14 protein-coding genes are annotated in these 17,630 nt (G+C 40.3%); 2 read left to right on the plus strand and 12 right to left on the minus strand.

Annotation, left to right across the window (positions count from 1 at the left end; all coding sequences use genetic code 11):
* Nucleotides 1–71: 71 nt before the first annotated feature.
* On the minus strand, nucleotides 72–953 hold the full coding sequence (locus FGD67_RS05165) for a U32 family peptidase (protein WP_257173989.1): 882 nt from the start codon (nucleotides 951–953) through the stop codon (nucleotides 72–74).
* A gap of 132 nt (nucleotides 954–1,085) precedes the next feature.
* Entirely contained in the window at nucleotides 1,086–2,081 is a 996-nt protein-coding gene (locus FGD67_RS05170; protein ID WP_257173990.1) for a peptidase U32 family protein, read from the minus strand.
* 242 nt (nucleotides 2,082–2,323) lie between these two features.
* Here FGD67_RS05170 and FGD67_RS05175 point away from each other — a divergent pair, with 242 nt between their 5' ends.
* Nucleotides 2,324–2,887, plus strand: coding sequence for an SCP2 domain-containing protein (locus FGD67_RS05175; RefSeq protein ID WP_306556786.1), 564 nt, complete (start codon nucleotides 2,324–2,326; stop codon nucleotides 2,885–2,887).
* Between the two features lie 109 nt (nucleotides 2,888–2,996).
* On the opposite strand, the gene FGD67_RS05180 is transcribed toward FGD67_RS05175, so the two are convergent.
* The 10 genes from FGD67_RS05180 to FGD67_RS05225 all read right to left on the minus strand — a co-directional run bounded on the left by FGD67_RS05180 (nucleotide 2,997) and on the right by FGD67_RS05225 (nucleotide 13,809).
* The gene (locus FGD67_RS05180; protein WP_257173991.1) at nucleotides 2,997–3,347 is read right to left on the minus strand and encodes a hypothetical protein; all 351 of its coding nucleotides are present in this window, start codon (nucleotides 3,345–3,347) and stop codon (nucleotides 2,997–2,999) included.
* A gap of 144 nt (nucleotides 3,348–3,491) precedes the next feature.
* Complete coding sequence (locus tag FGD67_RS05185) at nucleotides 3,492–3,992, minus strand: PaaI family thioesterase (RefSeq protein ID WP_257173992.1); 501 nt, start codon at nucleotides 3,990–3,992, stop codon at nucleotides 3,492–3,494.
* Between the two features lie 63 nt (nucleotides 3,993–4,055).
* On the minus strand, nucleotides 4,056–5,300 hold the full coding sequence (locus FGD67_RS05190) for a phenylacetate--CoA ligase family protein (RefSeq protein WP_257173993.1): 1,245 nt from the start codon (nucleotides 5,298–5,300) through the stop codon (nucleotides 4,056–4,058).
* A gap of 181 nt (nucleotides 5,301–5,481) precedes the next feature.
* The gene (locus tag FGD67_RS05195; protein ID WP_257173994.1) at nucleotides 5,482–6,303 is read right to left on the minus strand and encodes an ABC transporter ATP-binding protein; all 822 of its coding nucleotides are present in this window, start codon (nucleotides 6,301–6,303) and stop codon (nucleotides 5,482–5,484) included.
* A 105-nt stretch (nucleotides 6,304–6,408) separates the two neighbouring features.
* A complete protein-coding gene (locus FGD67_RS05200; RefSeq protein ID WP_257173995.1) occupies nucleotides 6,409–7,656 on the minus strand; it encodes an ABC transporter substrate-binding protein in 1,248 nt (415 codons plus the stop codon).
* A gap of 95 nt (nucleotides 7,657–7,751) precedes the next feature.
* Nucleotides 7,752–8,825, minus strand: a complete 1,074-nt coding sequence (locus FGD67_RS05205) for a branched-chain amino acid ABC transporter permease (RefSeq protein WP_257173996.1) — start codon at nucleotides 8,823–8,825, stop codon at nucleotides 7,752–7,754.
* 106 nt (nucleotides 8,826–8,931) lie between these two features.
* A complete protein-coding gene (locus FGD67_RS05210; RefSeq protein WP_257173997.1) occupies nucleotides 8,932–9,825 on the minus strand; it encodes a branched-chain amino acid ABC transporter permease in 894 nt (297 codons plus the stop codon).
* Entirely contained in the window at nucleotides 9,822–11,795 is a 1,974-nt protein-coding gene (locus tag FGD67_RS05215) for a long-chain fatty acid--CoA ligase (protein ID WP_257173998.1), read from the minus strand. The genes FGD67_RS05210 and FGD67_RS05215 overlap by 4 nt, the downstream gene beginning before the upstream one ends.
* Complete coding sequence (locus FGD67_RS05220) at nucleotides 11,795–12,625, minus strand: ABC transporter ATP-binding protein (protein ID WP_257173999.1); 831 nt, start codon at nucleotides 12,623–12,625, stop codon at nucleotides 11,795–11,797. The genes FGD67_RS05215 and FGD67_RS05220 overlap by 1 nt, the downstream gene beginning before the upstream one ends.
* Before the next feature lie 143 nt (nucleotides 12,626–12,768).
* Complete coding sequence (locus tag FGD67_RS05225; RefSeq protein ID WP_257174000.1) at nucleotides 12,769–13,809, minus strand: DcaP family trimeric outer membrane transporter; 1,041 nt, start codon at nucleotides 13,807–13,809, stop codon at nucleotides 12,769–12,771.
* 225 nt (nucleotides 13,810–14,034) lie between these two features.
* Between FGD67_RS05225 and FGD67_RS05230 the strand changes: the two genes are divergently transcribed.
* On the plus strand, nucleotides 14,035–17,577 hold the full coding sequence (locus FGD67_RS05230; RefSeq protein WP_257174001.1) for a PAS domain-containing hybrid sensor histidine kinase/response regulator: 3,543 nt from the start codon (nucleotides 14,035–14,037) through the stop codon (nucleotides 17,575–17,577).
* Nucleotides 17,578–17,630: the final 53 nt, after the last annotated feature.

A 17,630-nucleotide genomic window follows, 5' to 3' on the forward strand; every position in this document is an offset into this window, starting at 1 on the left:
CGGAATAATGGATATAAGAAAAAGTCATAGCATTACGACTAAGCTTATCCCGAGCTCTGCTTAGTTATGCCTTAAGCGACTGACATACCAGCAATTTTATGCCAATAGCCATTACACTCTTCAACCCCGTCTAACGGATATTTTTCGGCTTGTACTAACTGTTTACCGAATCGGTCAAGCATAGTAAAAGCTTGCTCACTATCAGCGCTAATACGCGCAATATCAACACCGATACTTGCCATTTCAGGCACTTCATTCACTAAGTTATATTGATAACCTGACATGGTTTGAATACCATTTAAAATAAATACTCGCTCGCCTTCACGGCTATTCACTTTTCGCCCTTGTGGATACTTAATACAACAGTACTGGCAATCATCTTTAGGTCGATCTTCTGAACGAGCAGTAAAACAGCGAGCAGAGTACGCCAATGGCATATAACCCCAAGCAAAGACTTCACATTCAAACTGGTCACGGATGTTTTCTTGTTCTGCTTGCTGCAATAAGGTTTTTAACCAATCCCCCGAAAGTTCGACTGGCATGACCCAGCGACTCATGCCTTGTTTAAGCAATACTTTCAAGGTTGCCATGTTGTAGCAATTAATCGCCGGTCCAGCCACGAAGGGCAGTTGCTGTTCATGCATCATTTGCACGGCACTTAAGTCATTAGCTTCAATCAATAATTCACCATTAGCACATAAGCGCCGTAACGTTTGAATTTCTGCTGGTGACTCCAACAAGGTCATGGTTGAAATTACGATTTGCTTGTCACTATCACTAGCAAGCTCTTTCGCTAGATTTATCCAGTCTTTCGCGCGTAACTCTCGGCGCTTTGAACACACGGTTTCACCTAAATAGATAATATCGGCTTTACTGGTTAATGCTTGCTGATAATACGCTTCAACATCGTTTTTTGGCCAAAAAAACAAGCTCGGACCAAGAGATAATTTCATAAATACTTCCAATCATTATTTGCCAAAGACCGGTTAACAAGTCGCACACTCACTTTCACCCGCTAAACTTTAGTCATGGCTTTTATTGTTGATAACAAAATGTCGAACTAACACTTGTTAGCTTTACAGTGGTTATTGCCACTTACGGTGGTAAGCACCTAAGGTGGTTTGGCTACCTTCAGATAAGTTGGCTAAGGTATTCATCCACGACGCTTCTACTTGATATTGCTCTGGGCTTTGGGCAAATCGGTCAAGCGCCATACGCCATGTTTTCGCAACTTGCTCTACATAAGCAGGACTACGTTGACGGCCTTCAATTTTCACTGATGCTATGCCCATTTTGACTAACTCGGGGATCAACTCTAAGGTATTTAAGCTAGTTGGCTCTTCTAAAGCATGATAAACATTATCATCAACCTCAAAACGACCTTTACATAGGGTGGGATAGCCAGCATTTTCATCACTTTGATAGCGGTCAATCAAAACATTATTCAAGCGACTTTCTAAGCCTTTATCGGTTTCTTGCCAACGCACATATTTTGCTGGTGAACAAGCACCAGCAGTATTAGGCGACTCCCCTGTCATGTAAGATGAAAGGTAGCAGCGCCCTTCTGACATAATACATAAGCTACCAAAAGCAAATACTTCCAGCTTAACCGGACTGTTTTTTGCCAATTGACGCACTTGTTGTACCGATAAAACTCGTGGCAACACTACACGCTCAACAGCAAAGTTATTTTTGAAGAACTTAATCGCTTCTAAATTTGTGGTTGATGCTTGCACAGAGACATGGCGCTCAACATCCGGATATTTTGTTGCGGCATAATCTAAAATGCCTAAATCGGCAATGATCAGGGCATCACAGCCAATAGCGACAGCATTATCTACCGCTTTTCGCCAACGGTCTTCGCCACCTGGATGGGCAAAAGTATTAATTGCTACGTGCAGCTTTTTACCATGTTGATGAACATAATCAGCCGCTTTAGCAAGTTTGCCATCATTAAAATTAAGACCGGCAAAGTGACGAGCATTGGTATCATCTTTCATCCCGATGTAGACCGCGTCAGCACCGTTATCAATCGCTGTTTTAAGTGCAGGTAAATTGCCTGCAGGACACAAAAGTTCCATAACATCCCAACCTAAATTAACTATGCGGGGCAGTTTACCTAGCTTGAGTAAAACATTATTTGATATAAAATAACTAACTTAGCGTTGATAAAGTTTTTATTTCATCTCGATAATGAAAAATCAACAATCCCTTAGTTCAACTTTGATCTACTTCATAAAACCATTGCTAGGCCTGTGCTACTGTTTTATATATGTCGTCTGGCATCTGCCAGCTATAGCGTGATATAAAAATGGACCAAACAGTGACCAGCCAACTCAGTAACCGACTAAACAGCCAATTAAGCTTACAAAGTATTCCTTTTAGCGTACGTCAGCATGCCTTGTCATTTGTGCCAAAAATTTTAAAACCAAGTTTACGCTTTGTGCCCTTTTTCGCCCAAAAATCACTGCTTATCCCTGCTTTACACTCAGTATTTAAAGAAGCAATTAACGATGGCGATTTTGAGTTTTTAACTGAGAAATGGCTGAAAATATCGATTACCGATATTGATCTACATTGGTGGTTAAGCTTTCAAAACAATAGCTTGGTTATGGCCGCGCCAAGCCAAGCAATACAAGAAGATGTTAGCTTTAAAGCTTCAGGTGACGATTTACTGTTAATTGCCGGTCGTAAACAAGATCCCGACACCCTATTTTTCCAACGTCGATTACAAATTGAAGGCGATACTGAGCTCGGTTTAGAAGTAAAAAACTTAATTGATGCTATTGACCTTGACCAACTGCCAAGCAGCGTACATAAAGTCATTAACATGCTTGCCGAGGTCGTCGAGCAAACTCAAGAAGAAATGAAACACGCTAAGAAGTGATATGGGGTTAAAAAGTAACTCCATAAAACTATACAAAAACTATATAAGTGCGGATAAATACCCAAACAGTGGCCAGTTAACAGCTGACAACATCAGTTCAAGCTGTCAACTACGCCGGCTGATATGATTTGTTGAACGAGATATAAGCCAAGATAAAAGACAAACAAAAAACAATAAATGTCCCTAAGGTTTCCTGACCATAAGTTAATAAATTAAAGTGAAATAAAATATTTTCCACAAAACCTAGCACAAAGCCACAGCCTAACAACACCTTGTTATTTAAATGCCCTGGCGCTCGGCATATTTTTGCCAACAAATAACCAGCAACGGGAAATGTCGACCAAATAAAAAACACCACTACCGAAAAAAACATCGCTAAAGGCGTAATACTGGAAAAGATCAGTTTTTCAATGACGGCATATGACTGTGCGAGAATATAACCTAAATATAAATACCACATGTAACCTCTTTATAACTGCACGTTTAATAACTCAATTGCACTTTAAAGCTAGTGTTACAGTATCCTTAAGATTTTACTTTGATCTCAGACAGGTGATATTTATTTTATCAGCATATTATAGCCATGATACAATCGGATTGGCTGCTAGGTCGGGCTCATAGAGTCGGGCATTTTCACTGCCACAACCGTGCCTTTAGCGCAAACAACCTTGTTTGCCGATACGATTATCTCTACCACCACTTTTTTAGCTTTAACTTCAATAAAGCGACCGATAAGTTCCAGTTCAACGCCCATCGGAGTTGGAGCTAAGTAACTAACATTTAATGCTGCCGTTACAAAACGTAATGCAGGCAAGGTGCCCATAGCACGTTCGGCTTGACGATAGGCCATAGCAGCAGCGCTACCCGTACCATGGCAATCAATTAATGACGCAATTAAACCACCGTAAACAAAACCAGGAATAGCGGTATGACAAGGCTCAGGCATAAAGTGAGCAATAGTTTGTTCAGCCACTTGTTCACTCAGTTTTCCTTGCTCGGTATGCCAATAACTTTTTAGTTGATGACCATCATGATTATTTTTACCACAACCATAACAATGGCTAAGTTCCTCTGGATAACAGTCTTGAAAAGCAATGTTGTTCACGGATAACTCCTATTATATATTGGTGGCTCATTATGCCATTGCTAAGGTATAGCTTAGCAATAATTATACAACAACTCGTTTATCATCAATAACTTTACCATCATCAGGTAAGCTATCTAAAGCCACAAGTTCAACACTACCATTAAGCTTTGTTAATTTTTTTAAGTCATTGCTAAGTTGGCTGAGTAATAATTCAGTATCAACAAGGTTGTTATCATCAAACTCACACTGTAAGTGCATTTTATCTTGATGGTCTTGCTGAGTAACCGTTAAACGTACTTTCGGGCAATAATTCGTGCTTAAACGAACCCGTTCAATTTGCTCAGGATGCACAAACATACCTTTTACTTTTGTCGTCTGATCTGCGCGCCCTAACCAGCCCTTAATACGCATATTGCTGCGACCACAAGCACTTTGCCCTGGCTTAAGTGCAGATAAATCCCCGGTCGCAAAGCGAATTAAAGGATAATCTGCATTAAAGCTGGTTACTACTACCTCACCTATTTCGCCATCTGCTACAGGCTCTAGGCTGCCGGGTCGGACAATTTCAACAATAATGTTTTCTGAAATAATTAATCCTTCATCCGCGACACTTTCATAGCCAATCAAACCAACATCGGCACTGGCATAAGCTTGTAAGACATTAATTCCGGCCTGAGTAAACTCATCACGTAAAGCTTTTGGTAAAGCTTCGCCCGTCACTAACGCCTTTTTAAGGCTGCTAATGTCGCGATTTTGCGCCTTTGCTTTATTGATTAATATATTTAAAAACGATGGTGTACCACAATAGCCTTGAGGTTTTAGATCTTCAATTATATCAAGTTGCTGCTCAGTTTGTCCGGGCCCGGCTGGAATAACAATACAACCACAGGCTCGTGCGCCAGAGTCAAGAATAAAACCACCGGGGGTTAAATGATACGATAAGCAGTTTTGCACTAAATCTCCAGCGACAAAGCCGGCAGCATAAAAAGCTTGCCCCATACGCCACCAATCATCTTGGCAACTTTCCGGATCATAAATCGGTCCCGGCGATTGAAAAATTCGGCTAACCTGCCCATTACTGGTATTGATACCGGCCAATGGTGGTTGACGCTTTTGCAAAGCAATGAGATCTGATTTTCGCGTGATAGGCAATTGTGCAAGCTCAACTCTTGAGTTAATTGTGCTGGCATTAATATTGGCAAGTAGCTTTTGATAATAAGGGCTATGGCGCTGCGCATTAGCAATAAATGTCGGTAATCGAGAAAACAATGACTGCTCTCGGTCTTGGCAAAGTTGATGTTCGTCTGGCTGATAATATGTCGTCATAATAGCTCAAATTTGTGTTGAAAATTGCTGATGATTGATTTTAATTAATAAGGGGTAAAATCAGTAAATAGCCCTAACAAAGGCTATTCATATGGCGCTCAATACCTACCTGATAATATCTCGTCGGCAGAAACACGCTGAAAAGATAAATATTAGTGCTGAATTACATAACTTGAAGCGCTTACAACCAACGCTTACGACGCTTATAAGACTTCAAACCTTTAAAGCTTTTACGTTCTTCATTACCGCCACCAAGGTAAAACTCTTTCACATCTTCGTTATTCAGTAACTGCTCTTGTGTGCCATCAAGCACCACCTTACCCGACTCCATAATGTAGCCGTAATTTGCAGCTCTTAAAGCATAGTTAGCATTTTGCTCAACCAACAGCATGGTAATACCCTGATCTTGATTGATTTTTTTAATAATACCAAAAACCTCTTTAACCAATAACGGTGACAACCCCATTGACGGTTCATCTAAACAAATCATTTTAGGTCGTGCCATTAGTGCTCGACCAATAGCAAGCATTTGCTGCTCTCCACCTGACAAATAACCGGCTAAACCTGTACGTTCTTTTAAACGCGGAAAGTAGTGATAAACCATTTCTATATCTTGATTTATTTGCGAGTCTTTACGGGTATAAGCCCCCAACTTTAAGTTTTCTAATGAGGTCATATCTTCGATAATTCGGCGACCTTCCATGACCTGAAAAAGCCCACTACGAACAACATCTTCGGCATTTTTACTATCGATACGTTCACCCATAAAGGTAATATCACCTTTAGTAACTTCGCCATTTTCAGTTTTCAATAAGCCTGAAATTGCTTTTAGCGTCGTCGATTTGCCCGCACCATTAGGCCCTAATAAGGTGACAACTTCGCCTTCTGGGACATCTAAACTAACGCCACGAAGTACCTGTATGACTTCGTCATAAACGACTTCAATATTGTTTACTGTTAATATTGGTGATGCAGTTTGTAGTTTTATCGCTGCTTGTGACATACATACTCCGGATAAATTATGCTTTACGACTAAATTTATTAATCACTAAAAGGTTACTGAGCAAAGCATTTTTTACCCAGTAACTTGTCATTTTACGAGTTAGTATTAATAACCTAACCAGTCATCGCGACGTTTCAAGGTTACTTGTGACACTTTCTCAACGGCAATATCGCCACCGTTATAGTTACCTTTATAGATGTTGACTTGGTTAATACCACGATGATCGTCATTACTCCAGTTGGCCGCTAAACAAACCCCCTCAAGCCCTTTTGGCACCCAGTCTTTATAAGCATACATGCCTTTTTTGATGTTCTCACCGGTAATACCACCGTTGTCTTTTGCCCACTCCATGGCTTCTTTCATGAAGAAAGTAGAGCAGACACCTCGAATATAGTGATGTACACGTACTTCTGTACCTGACTCATCCGATTGCTTAGAAATTTCGCGTACCAACTTCATACCCGGTACATCATCAGTCCAAAACGGTGTCATGGTTGGGAAAACATAATCTTTTATGCCTTCGCCTGCCGCGCTAAATATTTTCTTATCGCCGCCCCAAATGTTTGACATAAATTGAATATCAGTGCCGACGGTATTACATGATTTCACGAGTGATAATACCGAGCCACCTAAGTTACCGATATAACCATAATTTGAACCTGAACTTTTCAAGCTTAAACATTGTGCTTTAAAATCACCTGGTTTCATTGAAACAACCACCGCGGGTTGTACCTCAAAACCTAACTCTGTGGCATATTCCGCACAGGCTTCTTTCGGGGCATTAGGAAATGGGTGATTGGCACCGATATGGGTAAATTTAGGTTTACCTTTACCGCCTTTATCTTGCCAATCTTGCGCCGCCCATTGCACTAAACCACGACAAGCGTCTGAGTATGATGCACCATAAAAGAAATTATATGGCGCTGGCTTTTTGGTGTGTGGATTCTTGCCCGTTGGATCCGTTAAATGCCCTGAATATGATGCAGAAAAAACCGGTACTTTGTCCTTTGCAACAAATGAAATAAGCGCTTCAGTATCAGCGGTGCCCCAACCTTGCATCGCGACCATCTTTTTACGTGAATGCCATTTTTTATATGATGCGATGGCTTGTGGAACTTTATAGGCATAGTCAATTGTTTCATATTCTAACGTTGTGCCTTTGATACCACCGTTAGCATTAATATAAGCGAGTGAATCTCGTACGCCATCAGCATAGTTTTTACCAACAAAGGCTGTGGGTCCTGACATATCGGCCAAATGCCCGACAAACACACTATCTTGTGCTAATAGCTGAGTGCTCATCCCCAAAGCACAGCATACGAATAGAGAACTTAATTTTGCTTTATGTTGCATGACTATTTCCTTCTTCTTTTAATGGCTATATTGCCAATGATTTGTTGTAATAATTATTATCTGTTTATATTTATATATTGTTTAATTTCAGTAAATTAGTATGAAAATGGATAGAATTTCCAATAATTTTTAATTTGTGCCCAACGATGCGCCATACCTTCTGGTTCGAAGATTAGAAATAAAATAATGACTAAACCTATCGCCATTTCTTTAATGTAAGCTAGACCATCAACCACCATAGGAATATTGCCCCACTCGGTCATTTTCATTAAGCCGACACCGCCTTCAAGCACTTCAGGTAAAAACACCATAAACACTACGCCCATCAAGGTACCTTTGACTGAGCCTAAGCCACCAATAATGATCATGGCGAGAAATTGAATCGACATGAAAAGTGTGAAGCCTTCGGCAGAAACGTAACCTAAATAGTGAGCATATAAAGCACCACCAATACCAGCATAAAAAGACGAAACACCGAACGACAATAAACGGTATTTGTTTAATTTAATGCCCATAATTTCAGCTGAAAGGTAATGATCTCGCACCGCGATAAATGCTCTACCTTCACGGCTACGCATTAAGTTACAACCCCAGATATACATAAATACTAAGGCAAACAATGCAACATAAAAGAAGCTTTCATCCGTGTCGAAAGCAAAACCAAACAGGCTAATAGGATCTGCTGATGAGCCCGCTGAGCCACCAGAGAACCAATCAGCACGAGCAAAAAAGTCTTCTAGAATAAATTGCGCCGCTAATGTCGCTATCGCTAAATACAAGCCCTTAATACGTGATGCAGGTAAGCCAAACACCATGCCAACGCCCATGGTTAAAAACCCTGCCAGTGGAATACAGAATACTACCGGTATACCAAATGAAACATTCATCCAGGCTGAAGCAAAAGCACCAAAACCGAAGAACGCCCCGTGACCCAAGGATATTTGCCCGGTATAGCCAACTAAAATATTTAAACCTAAGGCTGCTATACCTAAATACGATATTTGAATAAATAACGTTAAGTAATAAGCATCGACCAAATAAGGTGCTGCACATAAGAATGCGATAGCAAGAATCGCCATATTTCTGATGGTTCTGGTTTCAAAAATGGTGTTATCTTGTTTATAGCTCGTGCGGAAATCGCCGCACGGTCGCATCGTTAAACTCGACATAATTAACTCCTAAAAACTCGATGTTATTCGCTGTAAATCGGCGCTACGGCGTTGTGAGTAGCACGCTATATATTGACTACAATATTTTCATTACAATGGCGAAAGGTTAAATTCGTTCAATATCTTTGGTGCCAAATAAACCATACGGTTTGAACCAAAGAATAATAAGTAAAACGTAAAACGGGGCTATGTCATACATGTTGCCGATATGAAGGTATTGGCTGTCAAAAAATTCAGCGACATTTTCTAGTACGCCAATAATTAAGCCACCAACAATAGCGCCGATAATGGAATCTAAACCGCCGAGAATAACCGCCGGGAACACTTTAATGCCAATCATAGATAATGAGTTTGATACCCCACTAACCATGGCAATAACCACACCGGCTGTTGCTGAAACCGTGGCAGCGATACCCCAGCTCATGGCAAATACTTGCTTAACGGATATGCCCAAACTTTGGGCTATTTGCTGATCAAAAGCGGTAGCTCGCATCGCTAAACCATACTTTGAGTGTTTAAAGAACAGGTAGAATGCCACCATAATAATCAGGGCTATCACCGTACTCATTAAGTACGCCGTTTCAATATGCAAACCTAAGATTTCAATACTTTCAATTTCAAACACTTTTGGAAAACTTTGTGCTGAAACACCAAATATCCATTTCATCAGCGCTTGGAAAAATATCGATAGACCGATAGTCACCATAATCACCGATATAATAGGCTCACCAATCATCGGCCGTAAGACAATCATTTGCAGCATAACGCCGAATACCGCCATAAAGGCCATGGTCAGTAGAAACCCGACAATAAAGGGCAGCTCTAAATAAATTAATAATGCCCAACATACCCAGGCACCAATCAAGAGAAACTCACCTTGAGCAAAGTTTACAATTTGGGTAGATTTATAAACTAAGACAAAACACATGCCGACTACGCCGTACAATAAGCCAACAATAAGCCCATTAATAATTAGTTGCGTTAATAGCTCAAAATTCATGATGCTCTCCGTTCTATATTTGCTTGTTCAATAGCGGCTTTACTCGATTGCTCGTTAGCAATAAGTGACGTTACTTTAAGCTGGGTTTGAATACGGGTTTTGGTGCCATCTTGGAAAACAACCGTGGTATCAATATCAACCACATCTTTGTTGTCATAAATAGCTGAAATAATGTCGCCATATTTATCAGCAATAACACCACGACGTACTTTACGCGTACGAGTTAGTTCGCCATCATCAGCATCTAACTCTTTATAAAGCAGTAAGAATTTATGAATTTTTTGCGACTCAGGTAATGACTCATTAACTCGTGATATTTCTTCCGCGAGCTTGGCATAAACCTCTGGTAACGTAGACAAGTTGGTATAGTTAGTAAAAGCATAACCACTTTGTTCAGCCCACTTAGCGACAATGCTAAAACGAATACAAATAATCGCCGACAAGTAAGGTTTGTCTTTACCTAAAATCACCGCTTCACCAATAAAAGATGAAAATTTAAGTTTATTTTCAATATATTGTGGTGAGTACTGGGCGCCATTACTGGTACAAGCAAGATCTTTAATGCGATCAATAACCACTAAGTGTCCTGAGGGTTTAAAGTAACCGGCATCACCAGTTTGCATCCAGCCATCAATAACATCGTCGTCATAGGCTTGCTGATTATTTAAGTAGCCGGTAAACATACCAACCGTTCGAGCAATAATCTCGCCTACGCCAGCTTCATCGGTATTAATCACCTTAATTTCAGCACTATCAAAGGCAACACCGACACTGTCATAATCAACATCATCTTCATGGTGAATAGTATAAGCGCCACACATTTCTGTTTGACCATACAGTTGACGTAAAGGTACACCAATGGTTTGGAAAAATTTAAAGGTATCTGGGCCCATTGCCGCACCACCTGTAGCTGCTGATTTTAAAAATGAAAAGCCGAGACGATCTCGTAACGCTTTCATTAATAACACTTCAGCAAACCATGATTTTTTACCTTGTGCTTGGTTTTTTTCAGCAAGTGTCATGGCATAATTGTAGAGTTTGCGTTTCAGTGGCGTTGAGTCCATCATTCGTGCTTGCACATCAGCTAAAATACCTTCCCAAACACGTGGTGCCAATAGCACAAAACTTGGCCCTATTTCACGTAAATCTGACATTAGGGTTTCTTGTTCTTCAACAAAATTGACAATTTGACGGGCAATTAGGGCTTGCCCTAACGCGTACACCTGCTCCATGATCCAAGGCAATGGCAGGACAGAAACATAGTTATCACCGGGCTCTCTGGGATCGGCTCTGAGGTATGAACTACAGTGCTTAACAAAATCGCCACCATTTAGTAGGGCAATTTTAGGCTTAGATGTTGTTCCTGAAGTCGTACAATAAATCGAGATATCTCCGGGCGTTGTTGCTTCAGTTAGTTGTTTATAACGTTGTGGATTTTCTTTGTCTATCTTCTGACCTAATTGATAAACCGCATTAATATCAACCAATCTCGCATCTGAATATTTACGCATGCCTCTTGGATCACAATAAACAATAAACTTAACGTTTGGAATATCATTAGCCAGTTCAAGTAGCTTGTCGCATTGCTCTTCGTTTTCTGCAACAACAACCGTTGCTCCACTACTCTCAAGCAAATAAACAACTTCTTCATGCATAGAGTCTTGATAGATACCAATGGAATAACAACGCATTGCATGGGCGGCCACTTCGCCCCAAATCCATTCTGGGCGATTATCACCGAGTAAGGCAATAGCATCACCTTGGCTAACGCCCATATCCAAGAGCCCTAGGCTCAACCATTTCACTCGATCGTTATAGTCAGTCCAAGTAAACTCGTTCCAAATGCCAAATTCTTTTTCGCGCATCGCAATATCATTTGGCCAATTATTTGCGTTGTGTTGTAAAATTTTCGGGAAAGTGTTCAACGCTCCCATTTCAAAGTCTTTATTCGTTTGGGCCATGGCAACCATTAGCTTACCTCCTCTGACTTAGTTTGTTGCTCTACTGAAGCTTCCTCATCCTCTTCGCCTTCTTCAAGCCCTAAATAAGCTCGCTTAACATAAGGATCAGCCATCACTTCTTCAGGTAAACCACAAATCAGTTTTCTACCAAAATCGAGTACCATCACTTCATGAGAAATATCCATGACCACACCCATATCATGCTCAATCATGACTACGGTAATACCAAACTCTTCATTTAAATCAAGAATATATCTCGCCATATCCTCTTTCTCTTCTAAGTTCATTCCGGCCATAGGTTCATCAAGAAGAATTAACTTAGGGTTTAATGCCATTGCCCGTGCTAGTTCGACACGTTTGCGCAGACCATAAGATAAGGTACCGGCGATAGATTTTCGAATATGGGAAATTTCTAAAAAGTCAATAACTTCTTCCACTTTTCGACGATGTTCTAGTTCTTCTTTTTGTGCGCCAGATGCCCAATATAATGGCCCGGTAAGCCAGTTATTTTTTAGTAGATGATGACGTCCAACCATAATATTATCGAGCACTGACATATGGCCAAACAAAGCTAAATTTTGAAAAGTACGGCCCATACCAAGATCTGCTCGGTCATTGGGACGTAAACCCGTGACGTTCTTACCATCAAAGCTGATATTGCCACTGTTCGGTTGATAACGGCCAGAAATGCAATTAAGCATTGAGGTTTTGCCCGCACCATTGGGCCCGATAATAGAAAACACTGAGCCTTTTTTTACTGAAAAGCTAACATCGGTTAAGGCTTTAACACCGCCAAACGCGAGCGATATTTGCTCTATATTGAGTATCGACGCAGTCATACTCAACCTCCTAAATTCAAGTGGGGGAATAAAATTCTATTGCGACTAACGCTTCAAAAAAGAGAGGGGGCAAGCCCCCTCCCAAAACGTAACAACGATTAGGAAAGTTACGTGAGCTTCAAGCAGTAGAACGGGATAAAAAATTACAGCATGTATCGCATAGTTGCTTGCACATAGTTAGAGTCTTTATCTAACTCATCAATGGAAAAGTTACCCACTTCGATACCAACAGCGAGTTCTTTGGTTAAGTCTTGAAATAAATTAACTCCCCATTGTGTACGTTCTCGGTCAGAAACATCACCTTCAACTTTGCCGTACAATACCGTTGAACGTAGTGTTTCATTCCAAAAGTGACGGTAAGCTACTAGCACTGAGGTGACATCTTCAACTTCTTCATCATAAAGATCTTTTACTGCCGCAACACCAACATAACGGCCTAATTCCCCCTGATGGAATTGAAAGCGAATATCATCTTTGTCGCCCGTTTTAATGCGACCAGCAACTGAAGCGCCAAATGCCGATTCACTGTTACCTAATGTGGTATTTAACTGTCGAGCTAAACCCGATACAGACACACTGCCCCAGTCACCTTTAAAGTTATATCGTGCAATAACGTCAGGCACGCTATCATTTGCAGTATCGCCGCCCCAACTTTCAGGGTTTTCTAACGACACTTGAAAATCGCCAACGTTATAACGTACTTGACCTTGACGAATAAAAACTAAGCCGGTTGTCGCACCAGCAAAATCTGCTGACTCAGGAATAGCACTGGTATTCATAAAAGTGGACCATGTTTGACCGACGGTTAAATCTTTGTATTTAACGAAGGCATGACGAATACGAGGATTTGCTGAGTTAGACACTATTTCATTACCACCACCGCCCCAAAAATCCATTTCAATAAAGCCCATGACGTCGCCATGAACATATTTAGTGTTAAAGCGTGTTTCATTAGCAAAAATCTTAAATTGTGAGGCATCTTGCGAAAGCGCGGCACCATCACCGATCCAGAAATCTTTATAGGCAACATCACCATCAACATAGCGAGCATCAATTTTGATATAACCGCCAAAAGTTAATTTATCATTGTCTGTTACGTCAATTTCATAACCAGCAATTGCAGAACTTGTTGCCGCCATAAACGAAGATGCGAGTAATAATTTTTTATAGTTTGAGTTAAACATCTAGCTAATCCCCCTTGTATTTTTTGTTCGTTCAATATTAGACACGTCGAAAAAATCAACAATTGGAAATAAGGCTTAGCACCTTCCACTTAGTCCTTTAGTCTAGTGCTATGTTGTTTGACTTGTGACGAAAAATGGCAAGCGCTAAGATGAAGAAAAATAGCAGTTTTAACCTGAATTAATTCAGGTTAAAGTGAATGAAATTGGCGTAGTTGCAAGGGTAATATGTTTTCTAATTGGTTACTGGTAAGTGTCAGTATTGGCTACATAATTTTACTCTTTCTTATTGCTTATTTAGGTGGTAAATATCGTCATAAATTAGTTGAGAAACAGCATGCCGTTATCTATGCCCTTTCACTTGGGGTTTACTGTACGTCATGGGGATTTTTAGGCACCTCGGCACAAGCAGCTAAGGGCTCATTTACCTACATTTCGGTGTATTTAGGCCCGATATTACTGTTTGTTTTTGCTTGGCCGTTTATCCAACGGATGATCAAAACCTGTTTAAAGCTCAAAATCACGTCTATTGCCGATTTACTTTCTGCGCGTTTTGGAAAGTCGCAAAGCTTAGCCTTTATTGTTACGGTGGTAGCGCTTATTGGCACCCTGCCCTATATCGCTCTACAGCTCAAAGCTATTGTTTACTCCTACAAAATATTACAACAAAATCAAGACTTTCCGGTTTGGCAATTAGGCTTGATTGTCAGCACTATTCTTGCTGGTTTTACTATTATTTTTGGTATTAGAACCATTGATGTTACCGAACGACATCCTGGGGTGATGATCGCCATCGCGTTCGAGTCAGCTGTCAAACTTATTGCCTTTTTAATGGTCGGCATTTTTGTCTCATTTTTTATCTATGATTCCCCCGCCGAAATTTGGCGATTATCACAAAGTCATGTTTCATTTAGTCAGCAATTTGAGAGCAGCAATCTCATAAACATGGTTGGTTTGCTCATTATTGTGATGTCAGCCTGCCTTTGCTTACCTCGCCAATTTCAAGTAATGTTTGTTGAAATTAAAGAGCAAAAAAATAGTAATTTAGCCCGTTGGTGGCTGCCAGCTTATATTCTGGTATTTGCTTTTTTTGCCGGCCCAATAGGACTTGCCGGGACACTAAATTATGGTCAATCTCTAGAGCCTGACGCTTATGTTTTATTTTTACCTGCTTACAATGGCCAAGTGTGGTTGTCATTATTTGCTTTTCTCGGCGCGGTTTCTGCCGCAAGCTCGATGGTAATTGTTTCAACAATTGCCCTAAGCACGATGCTAAGTAACGAAATTGTATTTCCGCTCATGTTTAAGTTATCACCACAAAAACAACATGACTTTCTACACTTTCAATCTCGTTTATTACGTATTCGTAAAGCCTTAGTCATCACCGTAATTACCTTAAGTTACGGCATGTTGTTATTATCGCCACCGGATACGCTTTCTTCTTTGGGTGAAGTGGCTTTTGGCGCAATCGCCCAAATTGGTCCGGCATTAGTTGCGGCTTTTTTCTGGCGACGAGCAACACAAAAAGGCGTACTTTGGGGTATAACCAGTGGTTTTTCTATTTGGATTTTATTTAACTTATTACCTCAATTAGGCTTTTATGCTCATCCATTAGCAAATTCAACATTTGCCGCCACTACGGTTATGACGCTATTTGGCCTATTTATTAACATAGTCGTGCTGGTAATCGTTTCTTTGTTCACTCGACAAAGCATACGCGAGGAAATGCAAAGTAAATTTTTCTACAAACAAGACAAACGCCCGCAATCCCATTTACCTAAACAACCAAGAATTGACATTCGAGAGTTAGAATATTTAGTTGCGCGCTTTATTGGCCAAGAAAAAGCTGCAGAGTGTTTTGAAGCATTTAATTCCGTACACAAAAATAAAAAACAAAAAAGCTATAATGAAGCGTTAATATTTCATGCTGAACATACTCTTGCCAGTGTGATGGGCTCAGCTTCAGCAAAACTGGTTATTTCATTTGCCGTTGGTGGACGTGATATCGCCTTTGATCAAGTGGTTAAAATTGTCGAAGACAACTCGACCCAACAATTAGAATTTAGTCGCTCGGTTTTACAAGGCGCAATTGAGAACACCAGCGAAGGTATTTCGGTTATTGACGGTAATTTAAACTTAGTTGCTTGGAATAAACAGTACTTAGATATTTTTAATTACCCACAAGACTTTATTTATATTGGCTGCCCTATTAGCCAACTCATTCGATATAATCTTAATAATCAAAAACGTTATGTACACGACATCGAATCACAGGTACAAAAGCGTTTACAATATATTCGAGCAGGCAGCAAACATAAGTCAGAACGAAAACTCTCAAATGGTAAAATTATTAACATTGAAGGTAACCCGATCCCTGGTGGCGGCTTTGTGATGATTTTTTCCGATATTACCGAATATCGTCGAGCAGAAAAATACCTAAAAGAAGAAAACACTGACCTTGAGAGTCGAGTGTTAACACGAACAAAAGAACTAGAACAAGCAAACGTTGAACTGGAAAAAGCGAACCAAGACTTAGCCAATGCACAGTTAAAAGCAGAACAGGCACACTTGAAAAAAAGCCAGTATTTACGGGCTTGTAGCCATGATTTATTACAGCCATTATCTGCCGCTCGCTTATTCTCTTCCGCGGTCAGTTTAAGTTCTAAAGTATCAAAACAAGAACGAGAGCAAATCAAAAAAATTGATACTTCACTGGAAATTGCTAATAATTTATTATTAGATTTAAATGAAATAGCACGTATTGAGAGTGGTAATATTAGCCCTGATTTGTCGACCTTTACTGTTGAACGGCTGTTTTCTATGCTGCATTCGGAGTTCTCAGCACTGACCAAAGATTATCATATTGATTTTCATTGCTGTTCTAGCAACTTATATATCAGAAGTGATTTCACTCTCTTATCACGCATTATTCAAAATTTTCTCAGTAATGCCTTTCGCTATGCTAACAACGGAAAAGTACTGCTCGGTTGTCGTCGTCAAGGCAACTATCTTTGCCTACAAGTTTTAGATAACGGACCTGGTATACCTGAAGACAAACAACAACAAGTGTTTGAACAATTCACGCAATTATCAACAAAGTTAGTTGGTCCTAAGGGGCTAGGCTTAGGTTTGAATATTGCGCAAAGTTTAGCTGAAATTTTACATCATGAGCTGGGCTTAACATCAAAAGCGGGTCATGGCTGTCTATTTAGCGTCAGCGTTCCAATAGTAGCAGCACCGCCACGACAACAAGCTAAACCAATACGCGCAAGCACCACTTTACAAGGCGTTAGTGTTTTATGTATTGATAATGAAGCTGCTGTGTTGTCAGGAATGAATGACTTATTGTCAGCATGGAAATGTAAGGTTTACAGTGCTATCAGTGCTGAACAAGCCATTGAGATTTATCTACAGCACGAAGAAGCGATCGATATTGTTTTAGTTGATTATCAATTAGCCACAGAAAATACTACCAACGTACAGCCTACCGAGCAGGCTTTCAAACCGATGCAAAATAATAGCGAACGTCATGATATCGCGAACTTCAATGGTATCGAGTTGATCAAATATTTGCGGGCCAAAAGCCACTATCCTTTACCGGCTATTTTAATCACCGCCACAACCGACGAAAGCGTTTTAGCACAGGCGCAACAAGCCGACATTGGTTATCTAAGAAAAATAGTTAAACCGATATCTTTACGAGCACTGATGAGCTCTTTACTCACCAAAGAACTCGAAAGAAACTATATTCCTGATAACTTTAAGCTATAGCAAGATAGTAGGCACTGACGACGTATAGGATAGCGAAAAATGCTGACGTTAAT

This window comes from Colwellia sp. M166, assembly GCF_024585285.1.
In the GTDB taxonomy this organism is placed as follows: Bacteria; Pseudomonadota; Gammaproteobacteria; order Enterobacterales; family Alteromonadaceae; genus Cognaticolwellia.